The following is a 16,984-nucleotide window of genomic DNA, read 5'->3' on the forward strand; positions in this document are numbered from 1 at the left end:
ATTTTTGGTGGTTGGGTGGAGATTTTATCAAGAAACTGCTCGCCTTGCGGGTTCACCAATAACCCCAAAATCGCTCGGCACTAGCCGAAGATCGCCTCAGAGTATGACCCGATCGTGAAATTAGCCAAAAGTTGCGAGTAGAATGGTGCAAGAGCCGATCGCTCGATCGTAGTGCACAGCGAAATATGACCCCACCGCCGCCGCCCCGCAAACCTCAAACCGTCTTGGGTGCGATTACCCAAGCAGTCCAGACTATTGCCAAGGTTAATTTTAACCAGCTAGCGCTGAAACCAAACGCCAAAGTACCCGAACTGTGGGTACAGGATGCCGGTGCAGCTAAAGCTGAGGTTTATCCGCTGTTGGGCGATCGATATTTATTAGGTCGATCTTCCAAATCTTCAGATATTGTAGTTCGCAATCCCGTGGTCAGTCACGTGCACTTATCCCTGTCGCGCGATACTCGGCGGCGAACTCCTTTTGTCATCAAAGATGAAGACTCCACAAACGGCATTTACAATGGCAAAAGGCGAGTTAAAACTATGTCCCTGCGTCACGGAGACGTGTTTACTTTAGGGCCACCGGAACTAGCCGCCGCTGTCAGAATTCAGTATGTATATCCGCCACCTTGGTATGTGCAACTTGTGCGTTACAGCTTTTACGGCGTCAGCGGCATCACCGCTTTGATTGCGGTGTTGGTAGGCATGGAATCGACAAAGTTTCAAGTGCGGCCTCTGCCCAGAAGTATCAATGGCCCCGTGATTGTTTACGCCCGCGACGGGCAAACTCCTCTGCGTCCTCCTCAGAATAACGCTCACTTAGAATTAAAAAAATTGCAGGATTTTTCGCCTTATTTATCCAAGGCTGTACTTGCTTCGGAAGACAGCCGGTACAATTGGCATTTGGGGGTAGATCCGATCGGAGTTTTGCGCGCGCTGTTGACCAATGTTCGCGGGGGAGGAATTCGGGAAGGCGGCAGCACTGTGACGCAGCAGTTAGCGAGGAGTTTGTTTCGAGATTATGTGGGAACTCAAGATTCGGCCGGACGCAAGTTGCGGGAAGCTGTAGTTGCCCTGAAACTGGAGAATTATTACAGCAAAGATGAGCTGTTGCTGACTTATTTGAATCGCGTGTTTTTAGGAATTGACCTTTACGGTTTTGAGGATGCGTCTCGGTTTTATTTTGGCAAGTCGGCGAAGGATTTAACTTTGTCAGAGGCGGCAACTTTGGCGGGAATTTTGCCGGCGCCAAACAGTTTTAATCCAATTCAAAATTATCAGTTGGCGGTGCAGTACCGCGATCGAGTAATCGAACGGATGCGGGCTATGGGGACGGTTTCTCAGGAAGAAGCCGATCGCGCGAGGCGATCGCGAATTGAGATAAATCCCAAAGCTCGCGAATTTTTGCAAAGTACGATCGCTCCTTATTTCTACAGTTATGTATTTGATGAGTTAGAGTTTTTGCTGGGGGAGCAGTTAGCCAGAGAAGGCAATTTTATTGTAGAAACAGGTTTGAACCCCAGGCTGCAAAAGTTGGCGGAAATTTCCCTCAGAAATGCTGTTGAAAATGCGGGAGCAAGTGCAGGTTTTTCTCAAGGAGCAGTGGTAACTCTCAATACTGCAACCGGAGAAGTCTTAGCTTTAGTTGGGGGCGTAGATTATTTGAAAAGTCAGTTTAATCGGGCTACTCAAGCTTTGAGACAGCCCGGTTCTACATTTAAGATTTTCACCTATGCAGCCGCCCTGGAACGGGGAATCTCAGCCGATAAAACTTATTCTTGCGCTCCCCTTTCCTGGGGCGGACAAACTTACAGCGGCTGCGAGAGAACCAGCGGCAGTGCTGATATGTATCGGGGTTTAGCACAGTCGGAAAATGCAGTTGCTTTGAGAGTAGCACAGGATGTCGGTTTAGACAATGTAGTGCAAATGGCTAGACGTTTGGGGATTACTTCTGAACTGCGTTCTAACCCGGGTTTAGTATTAGGTGAAAGTGAAGTTAATGTGTTGCAATTAACTGGTGCTTTCGGGGTTTTGGCAAATCGGGGTTTGGGAAATCGTCCCCACGTAATTAAGCGAATTATTGACAGTAGCGATTGCAAAGATAGAAATAATTTTAACAGTTGTCGGGTGATTTATGACTATCAAAAAGATGGCATTGCCAATCGGCAGTTAGTCTCTGAAGCCGTAGCGGATACGATGACTGATATGCTGCAAGGTGTGGTGCGGGGAGGTACGGGTAGCAGTGCTGCTTTGGGGTTGGGAGAAGCTGGAAAAACAGGCACAACTAATGATAATAGAGATTTGTGGTTTGTCGGTTATATTCCGAGTCAGCAACTGGTAACAGGAGTTTGGTTGGGAAATGATGATAATTCTCCGACTGCCGGAGGTAGTGCAAATGCTGCTCAGTTGTGGGGGGAGTATATGCGACAGGTGGCGCGTTAAGTGGATGCGGGGATGGGAGGAATTTTGATACGGCATTGAAATATCCAATTTAAATGCGGTACAGCTTGTCAACTCAATCTCCAAATCCTAAACGCAGAACCCATGAAAAACAGATGCTGCGATTGTTGTTCTAAGAGGGCGCGCCAGCTAACAATCTCCGCGAGCAATGACATCAATACGTTATAGATTCCCAGGCTGATGAATGTTAACTGAGCGAGGATGTTTTCAGGGCTTGGGTTGTTCGTTGTCAAAGCGATCGCACCTATTTTCGTTTTTTAAAAAATCTAGCCAAAATTTAATCCTTATTCATACTTCCGGCCGCGCCACTGAGTAGGCTGATTCAACGCAGAAATGAGAATTCGCAAAAACGCCAGCGGATCGGCCAAAGGTGACAGCCAAAACAGCCATTTACCCGATGCCCCAGTTGTATCGTAGGAAGGTGCGATCGCAAAACACAAAGCCGATCGCACTGCAACCAAAAATACATTCAATCCCAACAGCCAAAAGTGCGGAAATACACCAACCGGCGGCAGCGAACCAAACAGCAAATAGCAAAATATAATCGGCACGGGCAAACCTTGAACCGCCAGCAACAGCCACAAATCGCCCCAGATTTGACCGCCAGAAGCAGCATCTTTCAAATCGAGCGATCGACCCCATTCATTCCAAGTCTCGATCGCCCCCTCATACATCCGCACCTTCAACACCTTAGCCCCGTCCAAAAAGCCCACCTTAAAGCCCTTAGCAGCCGCATAGCGAGCCAGAGTCACATCATCGCAAAAAGAACCCCTCGCGACCTCATAGCCCCCTAATGCCACCAAAACCTCGCGCCTGCACAAGAAACACTGACCGTTCGCCATCACCCGTTCCGGCACATCCCCGCCAGTCCCCGTCGGCCCGAACCGATAAACCAAAGTCATTAACAAAGCAGGTTGCAGCCACAACTCCCCCGGATACTTGAGGATAAACTGCGGCGACAGCGAAATCAAATCGTAATTTCCAGCTTTCGCCGTTTTGAGTAAACTCGCAATCAAACCCGGATGCGGCACAGTATCGGCATCTATCCCCAAAATCCACTCGCACTTCTCGGAACTTGCCAAAAAACCTGCATTCAGTGCCCAGGGACGCCCTACCCAACCTGCAGGCAGCGGATCGTCGTTAATCAAGCGAAACCGGGGGTCTTTTTGTGCGGCTGCTTTGACTAAATCTCCGGTTCCGTCTACCGAATAGCTGTCAACCACAATTACTTCTCGGAGTTCGTAACTTTGGCTGGTTAATCCTTCCAAACAAGGCGAAATGCGATCGGCTTCGTTCAAAGTCGGTACTACCGCAGTACAAGCACCTAACAAATCCAACGTCGGCGCATCGGGTTCCAGGGGCGGGATGCGCGATGGGCCTTTAATTAAGCGCGACATCAGAATGACTGCAGCGGGCAATTGCAGCAGCAGAAGTGCGACAGGGATGATAGTTGTCAGCGGTTGGGAGAACACGTGAGGGGCGATCGGCAAAACCATACTATTAAAGAATTGAAGAATTGGGAATGACTGACTGGATATAGGTGGGGAGCTTATTTACAGTTCATTTTTTGGTAACTAATATCAATTTGAAAAATTTAATCAAATTTTGACCTCAAACATATTACAGGAATTGCGAATGAAAAAATCGCCGCTGAAAAACCCGGTTCCTTGTAGAAACCGGGTTTTTCAACTAGCTCAAAATTTAGTGTAAATTTTTGCTAAATCAGCCACAGTTACTTGCTAGCAACTCACTTACGCAAAACGCCCACGGGCTGAGGTGGAATTTCAGCCGCGATAACAGATGTATCCAAAGACGGCATTGTTTCGGTTACGTCACCTGCTGCGGGTTTAGCGATCCAGCTTAACGCGATCGCCGGAACTACGCCCAGAAGCACCGCTAGCGATGTCGGGAACCAGAACCGAGAATCCAACGATGTTACAGTGATAATTGCTCCGAAAGCAAAGTTTACCAAATAAACAATTAAGGGCAAACCCAATTCCGATCGCTCTAATTTAATCGGGGTTTTTCTCCACAAGAAAGCTGCTACAGACATAAATAGCGCCCCCGTACCCATCCAGCCGGCCAAATTGCGGTAAGGCATCCCAAAGAAAGCCCCAAGTTCCTCAAACTCCCAAAAAGGCACAGAAGTTTGACTCATCGCCGGATCTAGTACAAAATCCCAAGCTGTTAGCAGCAAAGCACCAAGGGCGATCGCCCCTACTTGGCGCACCCAGTTGAGTTCACTTTTACCGCCAGCTACTCCAGCGCGAGCAATTAAATAGGAAACCAGTCCCAGATAAAACCACGAGAGGGGAATTGTAAACGGAACCAGCCCTGCAATTTTGTAACCCAAACCGCTCAAATAGTGGTAGTGGCCGAAGGGAAAACCCGTACTCGTTCCCAACAACTCGCTACTCAAGGACAAAAAAACAGAAGGCAGTAAAAAAGCCAGAGTTGCACCCAAACCCAACGTCCGCAAGGCATAGAGAGCAACCGCTGCAGCACCAAAGATGATATAAACTACTCCACCCCCAGCCATCCCCCACTGGAATAGCGTTTGCCCTGCTGGTGGCAAACTCATCACCAATTCGGGACGGGGTAAAATCAGCAGCAACCCTGCCAATCCAAAAGCCATTGACAAGACGTGGGCAATCAGGCAAAAGCGCTCAGCAATCAAAAGTTGCTTCATGGGACTCCTCGAAAAAATATTAGATGCAAAAAGCACTCTTAACAGTTTACAAACTTTAACAAAAAACCAACTGCATTTGAGTCAGTTGTCTGTTGTCTGTTGTCTGTTGACTGTTGTCTGCCAGCCCGATGCCCGATGCCCGATCTGAAATTACTGCCAATTGCCCACTAGCACGAAAGGTGCCCAGAAATACGGGTTCTGATACTGTTGGTTTTTCAGCAGGGTTAATTGAGCGTTGCGGAGGGCTTCAGCTTTGCTGGTTTTAGAAGAAGCAAGCTGCCGGTAAAACTCAGTCATAAAGATAGCTGTAGATTCGTCGTTGACTTGCCAAAGGGTGGCGGCGGTGCTGCGGGCACCCGATCGAATTGCGGCCCCGGCCAAACCCAAAGCCGCGCGGTTATCGCCCGAAGCAGTTTCGCAAGCACTCAAAACCAAAAGTTCGATCGCCTGTTGTCTCTCACCAGTGCGGGCTCGCAGGAGTCGATCGAACTCCTTAACATTCACTTTCTGATCCCAAGTCACAATAAAAGTATCCGCCGCGTTCGAGCTAAACTGACCGTGAGTTGCCAAATGGACGATCGGGTAAGACACCGCTTTAATTCGATCTTGCAACCGCCCGCTGACAAAATCTTCATTCAGCAGCGAACTCGCCGGCATCTCGGCTGCAATTTGTTCAACTTCCTCCTTCACCCCCGGCAAAGCCGAGAAGCCTTGACGCGCTTCGGAGAGGGCAGCGGTGAGCACTTTTAACTTGACTTTGTTCAGCGGTTTCGGTGCTAGCAGTTGCAATCCCGGCGCCAAAGCAATACTGTATTTTTCTACTAAAAACTTTTCACCGTCGTGGAGCACCGTCATCGGCAGATTTCGCAAATAACCGTCGAGCACAAATACCAGGGTTTTAATCCCAGCAGCGGTCAAATCCGCCTCTGCGGGGCGGATTAACCAGTCATAAACCTGTTCAACTGGTTGCCTCCTGTTGCGCGGGAAAGATGCAGGCCGGATGGTATTTTTGGCTTGTCTGAAGGCAGTTTCCAACTCGGCTTGAGACTTCTTCGTAGCGTAGCGGCGCAGGGGTTTGCCGGGAATTGACAAAATTACCTCCAAACGATCGCTCAAAATAATCGGATAAATCACCGCCGCTGTCGGATCGATTTCCTCGATCGACTTTGGTTTAGCATCAGCGCAAGCATCCCGAAAAAAGTTGTCCAATTCCGCCAACTGCAAAGATTCCACCGTTTGGCGCGCTAGTTTCAACTTAGCTTGACTGGGAGATTCCTCTTGCAAAAGCAGCCCGACTAATTCCCGATAAACCGGTTCGGCACTTTCCCGAAACGAAAATTGGACTTCGGGATTGACTGTCACCAAATCGCCCCGCAAAGAAGAAAGTACATTCACAGCTTGAGTATATTGAGCGATCGCCCCTTCTGTATTCCCCTGAGCTTTCCGAATCCGTCCCAGTTGCCAAAACAATTGGTAAGCAATATCGGGAGATTGAAACGCCGGTGCTAAACTCAAAGCCTGAATTGTGATATTTTCCGCAGTCTGATACTGCTGTTGGATTTCCGATAGTTTGCCTTTAGCTGCCAGAATATAAGCTTGTATTCGTTTGTCGCCCAAACTGTTTGCTGGTTCGACAGAGCGATCGAGCATTGTGTCAATCTCGCTTAAACTCAAAGTTTTCGCTGGCGATTGAGCTAATTTCATCAAGCTTTGAGCTAGATTAATTTGAGCGTAAAGTCCAGCGCGATTCGACCCAAATTGAGCGACTTGAGGTTCGATGGAACGCCACAAAGCTTCTGCCTCAGACCAATCTTTGCGATCGACCAACAAACTCAATTGGTTTAACTTTGCCTGAATTTGTAGGAGCGATCGCTCCGGCATCGCCTGGGCAGATCGAGCATAATACTCTAGGGCAAAGCGTTCCCAATCACCGCGCTGTTCTGGTGTCAAACCCGGTTTATTGCTTTTAGCCCGTACCGTATTGCCCAGATTGAGATAAATTGCAGCCTCCTCTGGTCGGGAACCTAATTTTTGGGCTGCTTCGAGTCCAACCGACAGCACATCCTGCGATCGTTCCAGTTGTCCCAAAACCCGCAGTACCCGCCCTAAAGCATGAATTGCCCGGACTTGTTCGAGAGAAACTGGCTGATTTTTCATAATTTCCAAACTCCCTGCCGAAACTTCGCAAGTTTGGTTTTCCAGGTTGAAAGAAGCTAACAGCATTTTGCAAGCTCTGGGATAAAGTCCGAGAATTTCCCAAGCCCGACTTTGATTAATTTGAACTTGAAGAAGTTGGGGTTTTCTATCAATTTGCTCAAAAATTTTAGCAGCTTGAGTCCAAATATCGATCGCATCTTGAGTCTGACCGCGTTCGAGTTGCAACTGTCCTTGAATGTTGAGAGTTTCAGCCAAAATCCGCTGCTGTTCGGGAGTTTTTGCCTGTGTTCGCACAACAGACAAACTGGAATTTACAGCTTTTTCTGCTTCTTCCCAAAGCGCCAACTGCCCGTAGGTTGCAGCTAAATTGCTCAAAGCTGTGGCGCGATCGAGATTTTCACCTTTTGCCTCAAACTGCGCCGCCGCTTTCTGCAACAGCGATACAGCTTCCGAAAAACGTTCCTCTCGGTAAAGAGTTCGAGCTTGTCGGACAAGCTGAACCGCTGGTGGTGGATTAACCTGAGCAACTCCGGGAGGAATCGCAACTGCTAGCAGACAGGAAATCACAAATAACAGAATTACTTGCCGGAGCGATCGGGTAAACTTCATATTTAGAAAATAAAATTACAACCGCAGACACACATACCAATTAACCCAAATACATCTTATTCTTGATCTGCGTTAATCTACGTTAATCCGCCTACATCGGCGGTCAAAAACAACCTAATTTCAACGCGGCACACAAACAGAACTCGGTCGAGGATTGCGAGAGTCCGCAGCATTACCCGCATTGTATCCAACAAGCGTCACCTCCCCTTTCCCATTCACCACCCAACCTTGGGCCGGAACAACTTCCCGATCGGGGATTTCTCCTTCTTCCTTCTTCCCTCTATTGGTTACATCGGTTAAATCCTCTACATTACTCGTTGCATTTCTTCCTGCCTCTTCTACCCAAGGCAAGGGCGATAGAGGGCTGCTGAGGGCATCATTAGGACTCGGTGGCACTCCTCCTTTCCCAGTGACGGTAAATGCGCTCCCTGCCTCTTGCGTGCAGGGATTTGCCGCAATTAACGCAGCCGGATCGACAACATTTTGCGGCAGTTCCACTAAACCTTGAGCGGGATTGACGCCAGTAGTGCTAAATGTAACAGTACCTTGCAAAGCCGGGCCGCTACTTTGGGAAATCGCCGCAATATCGCTAGTGGGAATTAGAGAAGTAGGACTTACTCGCAACGCTGCAAATTGAGGATCAGTCAGTCGTAAATTACTCCTGGCTTGTTCGCGGTTAAGGCTTGTAAAGCCAAAGATATTTGGTACATTGACCGTAACTTGTCCGCCCCTAGCTGTGCGAGCATTAGCTGTAATATCACTATTCTCTCGCGGTAAAGCTACCAAAATATCGCTATTAATTCTGATATTACCGCCTTCCGAAATACCTGCATCCGTGGTGATTCGACTGCCGCGCCGCAACTGAATGTCTTGCGCCCTGATGTTAACATTTCCCCCGCCGCCAGAGTCAGTAGAAGCATTGATGCTGGCTTTATTTTCCAGAGCAATTGAGTCAGCTACAACATTAATATTACCAGCCTGCCCCATTCCTAATGCCTGAACATTAACCGTTGCGCCATCCCGCAGCCTCAATTGGTTAACATTCAGATTCAACGAACCCGCATTCGCCGTAGCATTGGGATTCCTTAACTGGTGTAAAAAGCCAACGGAAGCCTGAATAGCACTGCTAAATTCACCCGGATTCTCCTTACCAATAAGTTCCACTTTTTGGGCATCAATGGTGACGTTAGCGGCATCTGCTATACCCAAAGAACCAGCCGAAATAAATCCCCCACTCCGTAGCAATAACATAGGTGTGGAAATGTAGATATCCCCTCCCCGATTCGATGAGTAGGTATCACTGGCGACAAAACTAATACTCCGCCTTCCATTCGCCAAAACTTCAGAAACACCTCCTATTTCTATCGACTCGCTAGCTCTAATGGTTACATTACCTCCTAAACCTCCCGTTGTATTTAATAGTTGAGTGCCAATTGCTGCACCACTCGATGAGCTAATCCCACCCCCACCAGAGATAGTCAATTTCTTGGTATCAATGGTAATATTTCCCGCATTTCCATTCTGACCGAGAGCGTTTGTACCTATGATAGTTTGTAGGACACTGCCAGCGGGAGTACGCAAGATTTCTAATGATTCATTCGCTTTAATATTGATATTTCCTGATGCTGCCCTACTGCGGGTAACGCTGCTGATCGCACTACCATCACGCACTATCAACCTTTCGCCCTCAAAGGTGATGTTTCCGCCGATGCCTGTACTCCCTACAAGTGTGCCACTGTTAATCGCAGAGCCAGCTAGCTCGAAAACCTCGGCACGGATGGTGATATTTCCACCATTGCCACTAGCAAATGTAGAGCTACCTACTAGGCTACCGTTGCGGATCAGCAGTCTTCCCGTATCAATTGCGATCGCGCCTGCGACTCCCCTGCCAAGAGTACCAGTACTCAAAACAATTTGCGGATCTAAAGGATTGCCTGTTCCCGATCTCAAATAATTCTGTAAAAACTGTTGATAACTCTCAAATCCAATGCCGCTCATTTCTACTGAGTCAGTAGCGCGGATATTAATATTGCCCGCCGCCCCATCTCCTAGCGCTAGGGTTGAAATTTGCGACCCTCTATTTACTCGCAACTGTTGAGCATTGATGTCAATACCTCTACCATTAATATTTCCGAGCGTCAGCGCCAAAATTCGCGAGCCGTTAAGGGTGACGTTTCCGCCCCTGATGTCTATTCTGCCACCTTCTAATCCGCTGGTATTTATAATTGAATCCGAGAGTTCAATATTGCCAAAGTTATGAATAGTGCCATAGTTTAAATTCAAATCTATAGGCAGTGCTTCAACTTGCACCACCCCTGGACTTTTGACGCTACCCAGGATAATTTGACTGCTATAAGCTGTTAAATTGCCTCCTTGCAGTTGAATATCTCCGCCAATTAACGCTAATGTTTTACCGGGGTCTACTGCTAAACCGACTTTGTTCAAAATAGGAATTTGTATGGGAAGTGGGCGCAATTTCGGCAGTTCACCCACTGCTTTTGACTGGTTGATAATTGTACCAGGATTTTCTCTAAATCTCACTCCTACGGGAATATTAATCGCTAACAATGGCACGGTTTGGGGGTTATTGCTGCTAAATTCAAAGCCATTCTTAAAAAGAACGCTGCTAGCAGTTGATGCTAAAAATGAACCGCGTAAATCTAACCGAGCATTGGGACCAAAGACAATCCCTTTCGGGTTAATAAAAAATAAATTGCCGTTTCCCAAAACTCCCAGAGTTCCTAAAATATTTGAAGAGTTGGGGCCAGTAACGCGGGTGAATATGTTGGTAATTCCGCTGGAATTTTCAAAATAAGCTCCCCGCCCTTCACGGATGTTAAATTCGCGCAAGCTGTGAAAAAGGTTAACGCCGCGAGTTGCACCGCCAGTGATTCTATCTGAGGGTAAGTTGTTGATAGTATCGGGAACTGTGCGCGAACTTTCTGTACCCAAGCTATTATCGGGGATGATTTGGGCGATCGCGGGGAAAGGAAACAGCAGTAAGAATGCAAAAAATAGGGTGGAAGATTGGCGGGGCATCTTTTAAGTCTGGTTAATTTAATATTAGGAAAATAGCGACGGGTTAGCTCAAACCTGAAGAGTAAGCTGTTCTACATTTAAATTGTCTGTTAAAAAACAATTCCCCGTCTTGTGGGGTGGGCGTCCCGCCCGCCCTGAATCTACAATTTAAATGCGCGACAGCTTACCTATCGAGGTACGCAAACACCCGTCGGTTTCGGACTGCGAACAGATGCACCACCACGTGAATTATACGCTACCAGCGTTACTTGTCCTCGATCGTCCATTACCCAACCTTGAGCGGGCATAATTTCTGTTGGTCGAACTTCTATGGATGGTCTTTTGCCTTCTATTTGCTCACTTCCACCTACCGCTGGTTCCACCCAAGGAAAGGGCGCTGGAGCGGTGCTGAGGGCATCATTAGGACTGGCGGGAACTCCTCCTTTACCAGTGACAGTAAATGCGCTCTCTGCCCCTTGCGTGCAGGGATTTGCTGCAATTAACGCAGCCGGATCGACAACATTTTGCGGCAGTTCCACTAAACCTTGAGCCGGATTCACCCCAGTAGTGCTAAATGTAACAGTACCTTGCAAATCCGGGCCGCTACTTTGGGAAATCGCGGCGATGTCGCTGGTAGGAATTAAAGATGTCGGACTTACTTGCAACGCTGCAAATTGAGCATCTGTTAATCCCAAACTCGCTCGAACCTGTTCGCGAGTGACTGAAGTAAACCCGAAAACATTAGGGACATTAATATTAACGCGACCACCTTGGGCCGATCGCGCATTAGCAGTAATATCGCTATTTTCCTTGGGTAAAGCCACCAGAATATCGCTTTTAAGGTTGATATTGCCACCATCAGAAATACTTGCATCAGTTGTAATTCTGCTCCCTCGGCGCAACTGAATATCCCGTGCTTCAAGGTTAATATTTGCTCCGGCGCCTGATTCCGTTCTCCCGTCAATGCTGCTTTGATTGTCAAGGGAAATTGAATCTGCTTTCACGTTAATATTACCAGCCCGTGCTGAACCCAATGCTTGCAGATTAAGTGTTCCCCCATTGCGAAGAATCAATTGCCCGACATTCAGATTCAACGAACCTCCGTTAGCCGTAGCATTGGGATTTCTAACGCGAGATGCAATCCCAACGGAAGTCTGAATTTGACTGTTAAATTCACCTTGACCCCCATTCCCAATAATTTCTACACGCCCCGCATCAATCGTGATGCTTCCGGCATCTCCTTTGCCTAAAGATGCAGTAGAAATAAGTCCTCCATCTCGGAGAATTACTAAAGGTGTAGAAATGTTCATACTCCCTCCCCGAGCAGCAGAGTTGGTATCAGCCGAGATGAAACTAGGATTCCGACTGCCATTCGCCAAAACTCCAGAAATACCCTCTAGTCTGACTGACTCAGTAGCTTTAATTGTTAAATTACCTCCGGGCCCCCCAGTTGTATTCAACGGTTGGTTGCCCACAACTGAGCCGCTAGATAAACTAATTCCGCCCCCTTCAGAGATCCTCAACCGCTTCGTGTCGATATAAATGTCTCCGGCTTTCCCATTAATGCTGATTGCGGTTGCACCAATCAAGGTTGCGACGGGACTTCGAGGAGGAGTCCGCAGCACTTCTACTGATTCCGAAGCTTTAATGTTGATATTCCCCGATGGTGCTTCACTGCGAGTGGTGCTGACGATCGCACTGCCATCGCGTATGATAAAACGTTCTCCCTCAAAGGTGATATTTCCTCCCTTACCCGTACTCCCCGCGAGTGTGCCGGTGTTGATCCCTGAACCGACCAGATCGAGAACCCTGGCACGGAGGGTCATATTTCCGGCGTTGCCAGCACCTAATGTAGCGCTACCCGATACGGTTCCATTGTCGATCAGCAGTTGTCCCGTATCGATTAAGATGTTTCCCGCATCTCCCATGCCAGCAGTGCTAGTTTCCAGTAGAATCTGTGGGTCAAAAGGGTTGATTCTTCCAGAGATTGTATAATTTTTGACAAAGTTTTGAAAGCTCTCAAATCCAATCCCGATCAGTTCTACTGAATCGGTAGCGCGGATATTGATAGCACCTCCCGCGCCACTTCCGGCTGTCAGCGTGGAAATTTGCGCCCCACCTTGGGCCCGTAAATGTTGGGCGTTAATGTCGATGCCCCTACCATCGATATTTCCCAAAGTCAGTGCATAAATCCTGCCATTATTGAGGTTGACATTTCCACCTCGAATATCGACTTTGCCGCCACCAATTCCACTGGTATCGATCAGTGAGCCGTTGGTGACTTCAATATTACCCAATTTGGCAATTTTGTCATAGTTTAAACTTAATCCAAAAGAGGTATCCCCCAATCCAACCATCCCCGGACTAGCGACGCTACCCAGCAAAATTTGTCCTGTAGATGCAGTGAGTGTTCCCTGATTTAATTCAATATCTCCCCCCACTAGGGCTATAGTTTGTCGGGGAGCAACTGCTAAGCCCATGTTATTGAAAATCTGCGGAATTCCTGGGGGTAATTGTGGTAAATTCAAGGTTGGTGCTACTGAATTGTTAATGATTTTACCCGGATTTTCTCGAAAATTTAAACCGATCGGTATATTGACATTTAACAGCGGTACTAATTGGGGATTGCTGGTGCTGAACTGATAGCCATTCTTAAAAACTACGCTATCTGCTGAACTTGCTAAAAATGAACCGCGCAAATCTAACCGCGCATTGGGACCGAAAACAATCCCTTTTGGGTTAATTAAGAATAAGTTACTGTTTCCCAAAACTCCCAGAGTTCCTAAAATCTTTGAGCAGTTTGAACCTGTAACACGGGTGAATATGTTGTTGATTCCGCTGGGATTCGCAAAATATGCTCCCCGCCCTTCACGGATGTTAAATTCGCGTAAACTGTGAAAGAGGTTAACGCCGCGAGTTGCACCGCCTTCTATTCTGTCCGAGGGTAAGTTATTAATCGTGTCGCCAACCGTGCGCGAACTTTCTGCACCCAAGCTATTATCGGGGATGATTTGAGCGATCGCGGGGAAAGGAAACAGCAGTAAAAATGCAAAAAATAGGGCGGAAGATTGGCGGGACATCTTTGAAGTCTGGTTCATTTAATTTTAGGAAAATAGCGAGGGGTTAGCTAAAACCTAAAGAGTATCTATCGAGGTACGCAAACACCAGTAGGTTTCGGACTGCGAAGAGATGCACCACCACCAGAATTATAGGCTACCAGCCTGACTTGTCCTCGATCGTCCATTACCCAACCTTGAGCGGGAATAATTTCTGTTGGCCGAACTTCTATGGATACTCTTTCGCCTTCTACTTGCTGACTTTGACCTACCGCTGGTTCTACCCAAGGGAACGGCGCTGCAGCACTGCTGAGGGCATCATTAGGACTCGGTGGCACTCCTCCTTTCCCAGTAGCGGTAAATTCGCTCTCGGCCCCTCGGATGCAGGGATTTGCAGCAATTAACGCAGCCGGATTGACCACATTTTGCGGCAGTTCCACTAAACCCTGAGCGGGATTTACCCCAGAAGAACTAAATGTTACAGTACCTTGCAAAGCCGGGCCGCTACTTTGGGAAATCGCGGCGATGTCGCTGGTAGGAATTAAAGATGTCGGACTTACTTGCAACGCTGCAAATTCAGCATCTGTTAATCCTAAACTACTCCTGGCTTGTTCGCGGTTAAGGCTTGTAAAGCCAAAGATATTTGGTACATTGACCGTAACTTGTCCGCCCCTAGCTGTGCGAGCATTAGCTGTAATATCACTATTCTCTCGCGGTAAAGCTACCAAAATATCGCTATTAATTCTGATATTACCGCCCTCAGAAATACCTGCATCCGTGGTGATTCTACTGCCGCGCCGCAACTGAATGTCTTGCGCTTGCAGGTTAATATTAGCCCCTGTGCCAGAGACAGTCGTGCCATCAATTATGCTTTTATTATCCAGGGCAACTGAGTTAGCTACAACGTTAATATTGCCAGCCCTACCTGTGCCTGAAGATTGAACGTTAACCACTGCACTGTCCCGAAGAATCAATTGATTAGCGTTCAAATTCAACGAGCCTGCATTGCCGCTAGCAGTGGAATTTACAGCATTAAACGCCCTACCAGACGAGGCTTCAATTCCACTCCTCAACCCACTGTTACTCCCAATACCTTGCACTGCTAGGCGATCGGCATTAATTGTAATATCTCCTGCATCTGCTATACCCAAAGAAGCCGCAGAAATAACGCCGCCATTCTGCACAGTTAGTTTAGGTGTTGACAGGCGGATATCTCCACCTCTACCAGAACTTGCAGTTTGAGTAACAAAAGAACTTGCTACATAGCCCGCATTCCCCAAAAATCTTGACTCGCCGCTCACTTCTACAGACTCGGAGGCTCTCACAGTTAAATTTCCTCCCGTCCCCCCTGTTGTAGAAAACACGGCTTCGCCAAAAATTGCACCCGTAGTTAAACTAATTGTGGCTCCATTAGAAACACTCAACCGCTTAGTGTCGATCGTAATATCCCCACCTTTTCCATTCCCATCAAAAGTATTCGTGCCGAGCCGAGTTTGCCCTAGGCCTACAGGAAGACTACCCGATAATTCCACCGATTCACTCGCTTTAATCGCGATATTCCCCGATGCTCCATCACTAAGGCTGAAGCTGGCAAACGCACCGCCATCGCGCAGTATTAACCGTTGCGCTTCAACAGAGATGTTTCCGCCTTGACCAGTGCTTTCGTTCGTTGTTCCGTTATAGAGCGTTGAACTCACGAGTTCGACGGTTTTGGCGCGGATAGCCAGATTTCCGCCATTCCCAGCACCAAAGGTGGGGGCACCGCCCACTACCCCATTGCTCATCAACAGCCGTCCGGCTTCAATGTTAATATCTCCGGCTGCTCCACTGCCAATAGCGCTAGTGAACAGAACGATTTGCGAAATAAAGGGGTTGCCTGTTCCAGATGTCTGAAAATTTTCTGTAAGCTGCTGATAGCCCTCAATTCCCAACCCGATCATTTCTACTGAGTCAGTAGCGCGGATGTTGATATCGCTTCCTCTTCCCTCTCCCAGTGTGGAGGCGAAAATTTGCGACCCCCCCTCTACTCGGAAGTTTTGGGAATTGATGTCAATGCCTCTACCATCAATATTTCCCAGTGTCAGCCCATAAATTCCTGAACCGTTAAGATTAATATTTCCTCCTCGAATATCGACTTTCCCACCTCCTAATCCGCTGGTATTTATAAATGCACCGTTCATTTCAATATTGCCGAAGTTCTGAATATTTTGATAGTTTAAATTCAGACCTAAAGCTGTTGGTTCAAATTGCACTACACCTGGACTCTTGACACTACCTAGAAGAATTTGTCCGGTATAAGCAGTTAGATTTCCTCCTTGCAGTTGAATGTCACCGCCAATTAATGCTAAAGTTTGACCGGGGTCTACGGCCAAACCTAGTTTTTCAAAAGCAGGAATTTCTATGGGTAGTGGCGGTAAGGCTGATGTAGGAGCCTTTGTTTGGGAAGAGTTGACAATTGTGCCGGGATTGTCTCTAAATCTTAAACCTACAGGAATATTAATAGCTAACAATGGCACTGCATTAGAATTAGCTGCACTAAATTCAAACCCATTATCAAAGAGAATTCCGGTACCTGTTGAACCGACAAACGAGCCGCGCAAATCTAACCGAGCGTTGGGACCAAAGACAATTCCTTTGGGATTAATTAAAAATAAGTTGGCATTTCCTTGGACTCCCAAGACACCTAAAATATTTGAGGGGTTGCCACCCGTAACGCGGGTAAAAATATTCGCAATTCCGCTGGGATTGGCAAAATATGCTCCCCGCCCTTCACGGATGTTAAATTCACGCAAGCTGTGAAAGAGGTTAACGCCGCGAGTTGCCCCGCCTTCTATTCTGTCCGATGGTAAGTTATTAATCGTGTCGGGAACTGTCCGCGAACTTTCTGCACCCAAGCTATTATCGGGGATGATTTGGGCGATCGCAGGGCCAGGAAACAGCAGTAAAAATGCAAAAAATAGGGCGGAAGATTGGCGGGGCATCTTTTAATTCCTGTTAAT

7 protein-coding genes are annotated in these 16,984 nt (G+C 47.6%); 1 reads left to right on the forward strand and 6 read right to left on the reverse strand.

The annotated features are described in order from the left end of the window. Positions 1–185 precede the first annotated feature (185 nt). Complete coding sequence (locus QUA53_RS19705; RefSeq protein WP_333099277.1) at positions 186–2,438, forward strand: transglycosylase domain-containing protein; 2,253 nt, start codon at positions 186–188, stop codon at positions 2,436–2,438. A 302-nt stretch (positions 2,439–2,740) separates the two neighbouring features. Here QUA53_RS19705 and cruG read toward each other — a convergent pair whose 3' ends face one another. From cruG to QUA53_RS19735, 6 genes are all read right to left on the reverse strand, one after another. Beyond that, a complete protein-coding gene (gene cruG, locus QUA53_RS19710) occupies positions 2,741–3,952 on the reverse strand; it encodes a 2'-O-glycosyltransferase CruG (RefSeq protein WP_333099260.1) in 1,212 nt (403 codons plus the stop codon). A gap of 251 nt (positions 3,953–4,203) precedes the next feature. Further along, a complete protein-coding gene (gene cruF, locus QUA53_RS19715; RefSeq protein ID WP_333099259.1) occupies positions 4,204–5,145 on the reverse strand; it encodes a gamma-carotene 1'-hydroxylase CruF in 942 nt (313 codons plus the stop codon). Positions 5,146–5,295: 150 nt separating this feature from the next. Further along, positions 5,296–7,911: a CHAT domain-containing protein gene (locus QUA53_RS19720; RefSeq protein ID WP_333099258.1), complete on the reverse strand. Its 2,616-nt coding sequence runs from the start codon at positions 7,909–7,911 to the stop codon at positions 5,296–5,298. A gap of 120 nt (positions 7,912–8,031) precedes the next feature. Next, positions 8,032–10,950, reverse strand: a complete 2,919-nt coding sequence (locus QUA53_RS19725; RefSeq protein WP_333099257.1) for an S-layer family protein — start codon at positions 10,948–10,950, stop codon at positions 8,032–8,034. Positions 10,951–11,117: 167 nt separating this feature from the next. Continuing rightward, entirely contained in the window at positions 11,118–14,009 is a 2,892-nt protein-coding gene (locus tag QUA53_RS19730; protein ID WP_333099276.1) for a two-partner secretion domain-containing protein, read from the reverse strand. A 65-nt stretch (positions 14,010–14,074) separates the two neighbouring features. Further along, positions 14,075–16,966: an S-layer family protein gene (locus QUA53_RS19735; RefSeq protein WP_333099256.1), complete on the reverse strand. Its 2,892-nt coding sequence runs from the start codon at positions 16,964–16,966 to the stop codon at positions 14,075–14,077. Positions 16,967–16,984: the final 18 nt, after the last annotated feature.

This window comes from Microcoleus sp. Pol12B3, from assembly GCF_036701355.1.
GTDB lineage: Bacteria > Cyanobacteriota > Cyanobacteriia > Cyanobacteriales > Microcoleaceae > Microcoleus.

Bases quoted from the DNA above. Each gene is read 5' to 3' on its own strand.
- QUA53_RS19705 (WP_333099277.1), top strand. From the start codon at position 186: ATGACCCCACCGCCGCCGCCCCGCAAACCTCAAACCGTCTTGGGTGCG.
- cruG (WP_333099260.1), bottom strand. From the start codon at position 3,952: ATGGTTTTGCCGATCGCCCCTCACGTGTTCTCCCAACCGCTGACAACT.
- cruF (WP_333099259.1), bottom strand. From the start codon at position 5,145: ATGAAGCAACTTTTGATTGCTGAGCGCTTTTGCCTGATTGCCCACGTC.
- QUA53_RS19720 (WP_333099258.1), bottom strand. From the start codon at position 7,911: ATGAAGTTTACCCGATCGCTCCGGCAAGTAATTCTGTTATTTGTGATT.
- QUA53_RS19725 (WP_333099257.1), bottom strand. From the start codon at position 10,950: ATGCCCCGCCAATCTTCCACCCTATTTTTTGCATTCTTACTGCTGTTT.
- QUA53_RS19730 (WP_333099276.1), bottom strand. From the start codon at position 14,009: ATGTCCCGCCAATCTTCCGCCCTATTTTTTGCATTTTTACTGCTGTTT.
- QUA53_RS19735 (WP_333099256.1), bottom strand. From the start codon at position 16,966: ATGCCCCGCCAATCTTCCGCCCTATTTTTTGCATTTTTACTGCTGTTT.